The 8,757-nt window shown below is 67.3% G+C and carries 8 protein-coding genes and 1 pseudogene; 6 read left to right on the forward strand and 3 right to left on the reverse strand.

Annotation, left to right across the window (positions count from 1 at the left end; all coding sequences use genetic code 11):
* Positions 1-159: 159 nt before the first annotated feature.
* The gene (locus ACFYX3_RS41815) at positions 160-597 is read left to right on the forward strand and encodes a hypothetical protein (protein ID WP_389025369.1); all 438 of its coding nucleotides are present in this window, start codon (positions 160-162) and stop codon (positions 595-597) included.
* Between the two features lie 967 nt (positions 598-1,564).
* On the opposite strand, the gene ACFYX3_RS41820 is transcribed toward ACFYX3_RS41815, so the two are convergent.
* On the reverse strand, positions 1,565-1,762 hold the full coding sequence (locus ACFYX3_RS41820; RefSeq protein ID WP_389025371.1) for a hypothetical protein: 198 nt from the start codon (positions 1,760-1,762) through the stop codon (positions 1,565-1,567).
* A 300-nt stretch (positions 1,763-2,062) separates the two neighbouring features.
* A complete protein-coding gene (locus ACFYX3_RS41825; RefSeq protein ID WP_189801160.1) occupies positions 2,063-3,202 on the reverse strand; it encodes a CdaR family transcriptional regulator in 1,140 nt (379 codons plus the stop codon).
* An 86-nt stretch (positions 3,203-3,288) separates the two neighbouring features.
* On the opposite strand from ACFYX3_RS41825, the gene ACFYX3_RS41830 reads away from it, so the two are divergent.
* Both ACFYX3_RS41830 and ACFYX3_RS41835 read left to right on the forward strand, forming a co-directional pair.
* Positions 3,289-4,344, forward strand: a complete 1,056-nt coding sequence (locus tag ACFYX3_RS41830; RefSeq protein WP_389025374.1) for a ferredoxin reductase — start codon at positions 3,289-3,291, stop codon at positions 4,342-4,344.
* A gap of 8 nt (positions 4,345-4,352) precedes the next feature.
* Positions 4,353-5,471, forward strand: coding sequence for a fatty acid desaturase family protein (locus ACFYX3_RS41835; protein WP_389025376.1), 1,119 nt, complete (start codon positions 4,353-4,355; stop codon positions 5,469-5,471).
* 64 nt (positions 5,472-5,535) lie between these two features.
* Here the strand turns inward: ACFYX3_RS41835 and ACFYX3_RS41840 are convergent, their stop codons facing one another.
* A complete protein-coding gene (locus ACFYX3_RS41840; RefSeq protein ID WP_376490028.1) occupies positions 5,536-6,357 on the reverse strand; it encodes a PIN domain-containing protein in 822 nt (273 codons plus the stop codon).
* A gap of 555 nt (positions 6,358-6,912) precedes the next feature.
* On the opposite strand from ACFYX3_RS41840, the gene ACFYX3_RS41845 reads away from it, so the two are divergent.
* From ACFYX3_RS41845 to ACFYX3_RS41855, 3 genes and pseudogenes are all read left to right on the forward strand, one after another.
* Positions 6,913-7,227, forward strand: coding sequence for a hypothetical protein (locus ACFYX3_RS41845; protein WP_328489964.1), 315 nt, complete (start codon positions 6,913-6,915; stop codon positions 7,225-7,227).
* A gap of 11 nt (positions 7,228-7,238) precedes the next feature.
* Positions 7,239-7,691 carry a tail fiber domain-containing protein gene (locus ACFYX3_RS41850; RefSeq protein WP_189801165.1) on the forward strand — a complete coding sequence of 151 codons (453 nt, stop codon included), beginning with the start codon at positions 7,239-7,241 and terminating at the stop codon, positions 7,689-7,691.
* A 206-nt stretch (positions 7,692-7,897) separates the two neighbouring features.
* Positions 7,898-8,162, forward strand: a pseudogene (locus tag ACFYX3_RS41855) (thioredoxin); the annotation flags it as partial.
* Positions 8,163-8,757: the final 595 nt, after the last annotated feature.

Consider the following 8,757-nt stretch of genomic DNA (forward strand, 5'->3'; position numbering starts at 1 on the left):
CCGATTCCTGGGCGCAAACCCGTAGCGCGAAGGTTCGGGTCGGTGTACGTTCTTGGCCTGTCGGCGAGAACAGCGACTCGCACAGATATTTCCGGGGGTCGGATATTTCCGCACTCCCTTGAAGTGGCTGTCAACGTGCGACCTTCCATCATGTCCCACGTGGAACGATTGCCGTGCAGTGCGATCTGTTCACTGAAACGAATCAAGGGTGTTTCCATGTCCAAGAAATGGCTTACCCTCCTGGCCGTACCCGCCCTCCTGGTGGGCATCGCCACTCCGGCCTCCGCTACGGACCAGGCCGTATACCTCTACAGTGGCGGCAAGCTCGCCGGAGCTCTGCACTTCTACGACGACGGCGATGACTTCGGCCTCTTTGATTACCTTGCCGACGGTCACGGTGTGCGTGCCTATGTAGAAAAGAGCGAGTCGCCGTGGGCCTCCTGGTATAACGGCAAGGGGGCTGACGCCGGCGGTGTCTACAAGACCGACGGAAACCTCTACAGCATCTACACGTACAAGATGCGAGTGTGCACGGTGGATGGCGCCTCGGACACGACTCCGGTTGCCTGCTCCGAATGGGAGTACATTTACGAATAGTCCCTGATCTCGGTATCGTCGATTTCGTACCCAGGCCCGCAACGCCGACTCGGGGGCGGCCCGGTGGGGGCACAGGCTCCCGGGCCCCTGGGTACGGATCGTGCTGGGCCTGGCCCCTCTGCGTGGGCATCTGCGAACGTGGCAGGCTGGCCATCGGTGCGGCAGCAGATACGCAGTCAGGCCTGTGCCCGCCGGGTGGTGGGCACGCCCGGCCACAGGTGTACGGCGGGGCGGGTGTCGGGTGGCCCGCGTACCGGCACATCGGCCCCGTCCGCCTAGCCTCCCGCGTCGCGAACCCGAAGGTGATCGATGCCCGCGGCACCCTAACCCCGACGACTGGCGCGACGCCCGGATGGCAGCTCGACTGGCGCGCCGCGACCGTCTTCCGCTGGAAGGACCACTACGGGTGGCCCCGCATCAGCAACGCCGGCATCGCCCGATAGGCCAGGGCCGACCGGTCCAGCACCCTTGACCGAGTCCCGAAGGGGAGAACAGGGACTTCCCGCTCCCTGGCCTTGGAACGGCCCACGGGCTCGCGTCTGCACGTCGATCCGGTGTGGGTATCCGTGCAGCCACCCACCTGACCCATCCGGTCCCGATCACCCCCATCACTGCCACCCCAGCCGAGACACGGCCCTGGCGGGCGCCCATCGGACCAAGATCCGGACCATTTCCGGACCAGCCCCCGCCACAGAGCCGCACCTACTGCCGTTTCACAAGGTCAGCATGGGTGCAGTTGCTGTACCACCAGCAGACGAAGAACCTGCTGGTCAGCTACTCGCCGAAGAAGCTCGGGTTCTTCTAGGGACACAAAAGGAGGCGCCTGACCTGGGCTTTCACCGGTCAGGCGCCTCTCGCTGACACCGCACAGGGAGGGAGCTCGTTTGCGCCGAAACTCCCAGTTCGTCCCACCGGTGTCCCACCCCTGACCAGCACTTCCGGACCAGTCACGGACCAAACTCCGGACTCACCGCTCAGGCGCCTGGCCCCGGCTGACACGGTCCCACTCCTCCATGGACTTCTCGTTGAGGCGGTTGGCCTGCGCTCGCACGCCGTCCAGGAACTTGGCGTAGTGCCGGAAGAGGTCGCCGAGGAGGACGTCGTGGGAGCCGCGCACCCACTCGGCCCCGGCGAGTCCGCAGGGGCTGAGGTGCCACCTCGGCAAGGCTGCTGACCTCAGAACGGCGCACCTCTTCTCCCGAGGGCAAGCCAACGGCGGTCAGGCTCCGGCCGGCGTCACGGCCTCCGTCAGAGCGAGTGGGGCCGGGATGTACCCGCTCGGCCGACCGCCGCCCAGCAAGGGCTCTCTCCGAGAAATGCCACGTTTGTGAGACGGTTCGAAGAAGCCCGACCCGTGCCACGAAGTGCGAGACCCTACAAACGGCACCGTATTCTCAGCGTCGATTGCGTACACGGGCCATAGTGGATCGCTCGCGGACTCGGTCGTGGACGGTCGAAGTATGCGTCAGCTGACCCGAAGACCGACCGCCAACGTCAGTTCAAGGACCCGATGCGGCGATGCGAGATCCGGAAACAGCTCCCGCAGCTGCGACATCCGGTACCGGACGGTCTGGGGATGGACGAACAACGCCGCCGCCACCTCGTCCCGCCTGCCCTGGTGCAGCAGCCACTCCCGCAACGTCTCCTCCAGCCGCCGTGCGGTCGCGACAGACAAGGTCCGCAACGGTGCGAGGGCTCGGGCACGCAGGTCTGCGAACGCGTCCACGTCGGCGCTCAGCACCAGCTCGGGCAGGTGGTCCTCGGTGTCGCGAATATCAGGGGAGAGGGAGCGCGCGCGTACGGCGCGTGCGTACGAGGCGGACGCACGAGTCCATGGCCGGGCCGGGCCGACCACGGCGGTGCGGTCGGTCAGCTGCCGCAAGAGATGTGACCGGTCGGCATCGGGGACGAGCAGCACACCGAAGGCGTCCGGCAGATCGTCGAGGACGAGGGTGCTCGGGTCGAGCGCGCGGTAGGCAGGCCGAGCCTGGGCGGCGGGCAGCAGAACCGCGGTCAGCGAAACCGGAGGCTGCCACCCGGCCCGTTGAACAGAGGCCAGCAACACGTCCGGGCTCGCGCCGGCGAGGAGGTCGCGGGCCAGGTGTTCCAGGTGGCGCTCGTGGGCCCTGCCCCGGGCGGCCAGTTCGTCGGCGTGGCCCGCGGCGCTCGCGGCGGAGAGCTCGTCGATGTAGGCGAAGGTCAGCTCGGCGAACTTGGCGACCTCGGCGGCGGGCAGGCCTGCGGGTACTGCACCCGCTGCCAGGCATCGCCAGGCCACGCGGGCGCCGACGCGGTATGCGCTGAGCAGGGCGTCCATCGAACGGCCGGATCGCACCTCGCCGCGGCCCAGCTCGTAGGCTGCGTCACCGGCGTCGCCGCCTGTGGCGTTCCCGCTCGCGAGGTCCAGGTAGTGCCCCAGGGCGGTGCGGACGGCTCGGCGGATGGTGCCGCCCATGCGGCCCGAAAGGGCGTTGGCGTAGGGAGGGACCTCGTCGATGATCGCCTGGACGACCTCGTCGGCGGTGGTCTTCAGCGCGGCCCGAAGTGCGGTGACCGTCGTCTCATCCAGGGCCAGTTCGGTGACCCTCCGGATTGGATGGCTCATGCTTTATTCCCTGCGAACAATTCAGCCGACCAGATTTACGTCCTACGGTCAGGACTTTACGCCCTGAGGCGCAGCAAGCTGGAGTCATGACGAGTGCAGCCCTCCGCAGCAGGGCGTGGAAACTGCTGGAGATGGTCACGACGCCGCTGCTGCCGTCGGACTATCTCGACCTGGTCAGCCCGCTGCGTGCGGGCGCTGACCTGTGTGGGCGCATCGAGGCCGTGCACCCCGAGACGGGTGACGCCGCTACTGTCGTGATCAGGCCGGGACGGGGCTGGCGCGGTCACACGGCCGGTCAGTACGTGCGGATCGGGGTCGACGTCGACGGGGTGCGCCTGTGGCGTGCTTACTCCATCACCTCGCCGACAAACCGCCAGGACGGCCGCGTCACGATCACCGTGAAGGCGATCCCGGACGGCAAGGTCAGCAACCACCTGGTCCGCAGGGCGAAACCGGGCACGATGGTCCAGCTCGACCAGGCAACCGGTGACTTCGTGCTGCCGGAGGCCAAGCCCGCCAAGGTGCTCTACCTGACGGCCGGCAGCGGCATCACGCCTGTGATGGGCATGTTGCGTGACATCGAGTTCGACGACGTCGTCATGGTCCACTGCGCGCCACAGCCGCAAGACGTGATCTTCCGCAACGAACTGCACGACCTGGTCGCGGACGAGAAGCTGCGGCTCACCGAGGTGCACACTGACACGGACGGCATGCTCGACATCGCCCGTCTCGACGAACTGGTGCCCGACTGGGCCGAGCGCGAGACCTGGGCCTGCGGGCCCGCGGGCCTGCTCGACGCCGCCGAAGAGCTCTGGAGCGAATACGGCGTGCAAGAGCGCCTGCACACCGAACGCTTCCGCCCCAGCATCGTCGTCGCCGGTGACGGCGGCGAGGTCACGTTCAGCGCCACCGGCAAGACCGTCGACGCGGACGGTGCCACGCCGTTGCTGGACGTCGGCGAGGAGGCCGGCGTGCTCATGCCGTCCGGGTGCCGCATGGGAATCTGCTTCGGCTGCGTCACGCCGCTCAAGGCGGGCGCCGTCCGCGACATGCGTACCGGCGAGATCACCGAGGCCGAGCCGGGTGTCCTCATCCAAACCTGCGTGTCCGCCGCGGCGGGCCCCTGCGACATCGAACGGTAGGAACAACCTTGACCGCCATCGACCCCACCGTCCACCTGACCGCGGAGCAGATCGAGGAGCTTGGCCGCGAGCTGGACGCGATCCGCGACGAGGTGATCGCCGACCGTGGCGAGAAGGACGCGGCCTACATCCGTAAGGTCATCTCGGCGCAGCGCAAGCTCGAGCTGGTCAGCAGGAGCGTGCTGCTGTTCTCGTTCTTCCCGCCCGCGTGGCTGCTCGGCACCGCCGGTCTGTCCGTGGCGAAGATCATGGACAACATGGAGATCGGCCACAACATCCTGCACGGCCAGTGGGACTGGATGCGGGACCCGAAGATCCACTCCACCACCTGGGAGTGGGATCACGTCTCGCCGTCCGAGCAGTGGAAGCACTCGCACAACGAGCTGCACCACACCTACACCAACGTGATCGGCAAGGACAACGACCTCGGCTACGGCATCATGCGCGTCGACGAGGACCAAAGGTGGCACCCGTTCCACCTCGGCCAGCCGCTGTGGAACTTCATCAACGCCTGCTTCTTCGAGTACGGCATCGCGGCGTACGACCTGGAGCTCGGCAAGAACCTGCACAGGCGCCGCCGCAAGAACCCGGAGTTCCGCGCGCGGGCCAAGGCCGTGGGCCGCAAGATCCGCAAGCAGGTGCTCAAGGACTACGTGATCCACCCGCTGCTGTCGGGCCCGTCGTTCCTCACCACGCTCGCCGCCACGTTCACCGCGAACCTGGTCCGCAACATCTGGTCCCACTCGGTGATCATGTGCGGGCACTTCCCCGAGGGCGTGCAGGTCTTCGAGCGCCGGTCGATCAAGGGCGAGACTCGCGGCCAGTGGTACCTGCGCCAGATGATGGGCTCGGCGAACATCAGCGGCAGCAGGGCCATGCACTTCATGACCGGCAACCTGTCGCACCAGATCGAGCACCACCTGTTCCCGGACCTGCCGAGCAACCGGTACGCCGAGGTCGCGGTGAAGGTGCGCGCGCTGTTCGAAAAGTACGAGCTGGAGTACGTCACCGGGCCGCTGCCCAAGCAGGTGTTCTCCGCGTGGCACAAGGTCTTCCGGCTCTCGCTGCCGAACAAGAAGCCCAAGGTCAAGACGCCGGACCGCGAGCAGGAGCTCGTCGCGGCCTGACCTGCGCTCCGCCATGACGCGGGGACGCTTGGGTGGCTCGCGCCCCGCTGGTGCGTGAGGGGCTCTATTTCTTCCCCGGCTCCTTGCCAGTGCCTGCGCCCGTGCGCAGCTTCAGTACGGGCAGGGTCGCGAACTTCGCTCGCATCGCCATGCTCGTGTCGTACGTGATCAGTCGGACTGGGCCAGCCGCCATCGTGCGCACGGTGAGCGCTCGGTCCACGATCTCGTCATCCGCCTCCGACAGCCGCGCATGCCCGGGGTTGTCCATGAGGATTTCCACCGTGGCCGTGGGCAGAGGCGCCCGCTCTTCAAGAAGCCGGTCGAGTACTGCGAGGCTGTAGCCCGCGCGCCAACGGACCTGCTGATTGCCAGACTCTTTGAGCCGGTCCAGCTCTTCCACGACGACCATCGGTACGACGATCCGGATATCTCGTTCGGTGCCGGCCAGGGCAGCGAAGTCGGTCTCTTCGAACTTCGTCGGGTGCTTGATGAACAGCCCTGTGTCGAGCACGAGCACGGAGGTGGACTCGGGCCATCGAGTCATCTGTTCCGTGAACGCCTTGACCGCCAGGTCGAACGCTTCCACGCGCTGGCGGACCTCAAGGTCGATGAGCCCATTCGACAGCGCAGCCTCCAGCCGGCCGTTGATCTGCCCCGCGCCGGCGAGCAGGGCCCAGTATTGCGGGGTGCGCACGAGCGCGTCGATGTCCTTGGGGCGGATCTGCGAGTTTAGGACGCGGACCGACTCTGTCGCCCAAGTCAGGTACTTGAGCAGGTTCTCTTCGGGCTGGTGGTAGTTGCCCAGGTTGATGGCGGCGGTGTGAACGCTCCGGAGCACCTGGAGGACGTTGCCGCGGTGAGCGCCGGGTATCGGTGTGACGATCATTCGCAGATGATGTCAGGGCTTGCCTGGCTTCGACACGGTATTACGGATTTGCTCACCTGAAGCTGGGGAGTGAGTCAGCACGCTGCGTCATGCCACGAGCCACGAGACCCTACACGGATGTAGGTCCTCAGATTCGTGGCACAGCCTCAGCCTCGATGACACGCCCGTGGCACTTATGCCGCCGTCGTGAGACGCCCTGATGCCTGTCGCACTGAACTAGCCGGATTCACATGGCCCCTCGTTCAGGCTGTCGGATTCTCGCTGCGTCGTGCGCCGAACAGCGGCGTTTCACCCGTACTCGCGGGCAGGTGATGATCGCTCCCCCGAGGACTTGAATCCGTCGCGCACGACGGTGATCGAGCGGACGAGACCCCTCGCGATTGCGCGTCCGGCATGGATGTGATGCCGCCGGCGGGCGGCGCTGGTGTCACGTAGTACTGGCAGCTTCGGTGCCCGCGGCCTGAGCGCGGCGCGCAGGCCACGTACCTTTCGCGCCGTTAGGCCGTTAGCGGTATCGCGGACGCACACGGCGTCCCGACCGAAAGGAAGCCCCCCATGTCCACGAAGCGCGTCACCCGTCGCCTGCTGGTGCTGTCGGCCACGGCGGCCACCTGCACGGGCGCCTTGAGCGTTCCGGCCGTGGCGAGCACGAACGTGCTGGCGGTCGGGAATCCCGCCTACGACACCACGATGATCAACCAGGAGCGGGACGTCACGGCGGTCGGTGAGACCACCCACAGCAGCGGGCTGGGCAATGGTCTCGTCCAACTCCCGGTGAACCACCCGGCCAACCGCGGTGGAGGGGGCAGCCTGCTCTTCTCGGATCGCGGGCTGAAGACCGACGTCGTCGCGGTGGTCTGGGAACGATGAGCGGCCGGTGGTTGAGGGAAACCCTGGCCGGGCTGCGGATGCCGCCCCTGGTCAGGAAGCGTCTTCGACAGGGCGCTTCCGCCTCTGGCCTGGCGTCGGGGGCCGTGCCGGAGGTGGTGGGCGCCAGCGATCCGGTCAATGGCTACCGGGTGCTGGAACAGGTGGTGCGGCTGCCCGTCAGCACGTGGCGATATCACTGGGACCCTCCCCACGTACGCCACCTGGGACCCATGGCGCAGGACTGGTGGAAAGCGTTCGGGGTGGGTGAGAACGACAGGACGATCTGCTGCACCGACGCCAACGGCGTGGCCATCGTCGCCATCCAGGCACTGCACCGGGAACTGGCTGAGCTCCGGGGCGAGGTCGCTGCCCTGCGGGCCGGGAGCTCGCCGCGGACCGCTCCGGCAGGTCCGGAGCGGCTGGCCGGGGACGAGGACGACCTGGCAGGCGATGCGCTGACGTAGGGCGTGTGTCGAACGTCCCGCCGGCCGTCCGGTGTGTCGCTGCCGCTGTACGAGCGGGAAGTCGCGCCCGTACGCCTACGGGTCGGGCGCTGAGGGTCGGACAGGTCCAGGGCCGGGCCGACCGAGGGGAACCGGCTGAGCGTCGGGTTCGCGGCGCGCGGGGGATGATTTGGGTGGAACGACGGAACGCGAGGTCAGGAGCTTTCGTGGTGAAGCGGGTGCACCAACCCCGCGAGGACGCGGAGTTCGATTTCGTCCTCGGGACGAGCGACGCCCAGGTCCTCACGTACTTCACCCGGGACATGGCCCAAGGCGATCGATCCCGGCTGGGCCATGGACCTCCTGGTGGGTGGTATCGCCGAGGAGTACGCGGGCCGCCTGACGGCCGTCCGCGCCGACATCACGCGCTGTCCAGCCGCGACCGGGCGGTACGGGGTCGCCGGAGCCCCGTCGTACGTCCTGCTGAAGGAGTCGAGGCCGCGCTACTGTTGCTGGTCCTTGATCCCTCATGCTCAGGAAGCACAAGGCAGCCGCTCGCCGCTTCGGCCCATGACCGGCGGCTCTCCGCCGATACCCGAAGTTGGGCTGCCGAAGCACCATCAGCCCTCGCCCGGAGTAATCGGCACGCCGCTCCGCTGGGTCAGGCCCGTCGGCCAGCTCCGCACGGCTGAAGGGCTGCGATGCCGCCATGGTTCGCACTTATATCGGCGGTCGGCAGTCCAGCGTCATGTCGAGGCATGCTCCGTGGAGCCCTGTCGGCACACCCCTCGTTTGTGTGCCCCCTTGCCGCCGCCACGGGGCGACGGTCAGGGGTCTTCCGTGCCGACCAAGATCCGGGCCACACGCGGACCAGCCGCCTGCAGCTTGGCCCAATCGGGGCCGTTTCCGCTGGTCAGCGGCCATGCGAGGCGTGTACCACCAGCACACGAAGAATCTTCTCGTGTCGTACTCGCCGAAGAGGCTCGGCTTCTTCTAGGAGCTGTTCGAGGTTCGGATCATGTGGCTGCGGTGATGTGTTTCAGCCACATGATCGATCCTCGAAGGTGAAGTCCTGCCGCGTAGCTCT

The organism is Streptomyces sp. NPDC002463 (assembly GCF_042889835.1).
Taxonomy (GTDB): Bacteria; Actinomycetota; Actinomycetes; order Streptomycetales; family Streptomycetaceae; genus Streptomyces; species Streptomyces nymphaeiformis.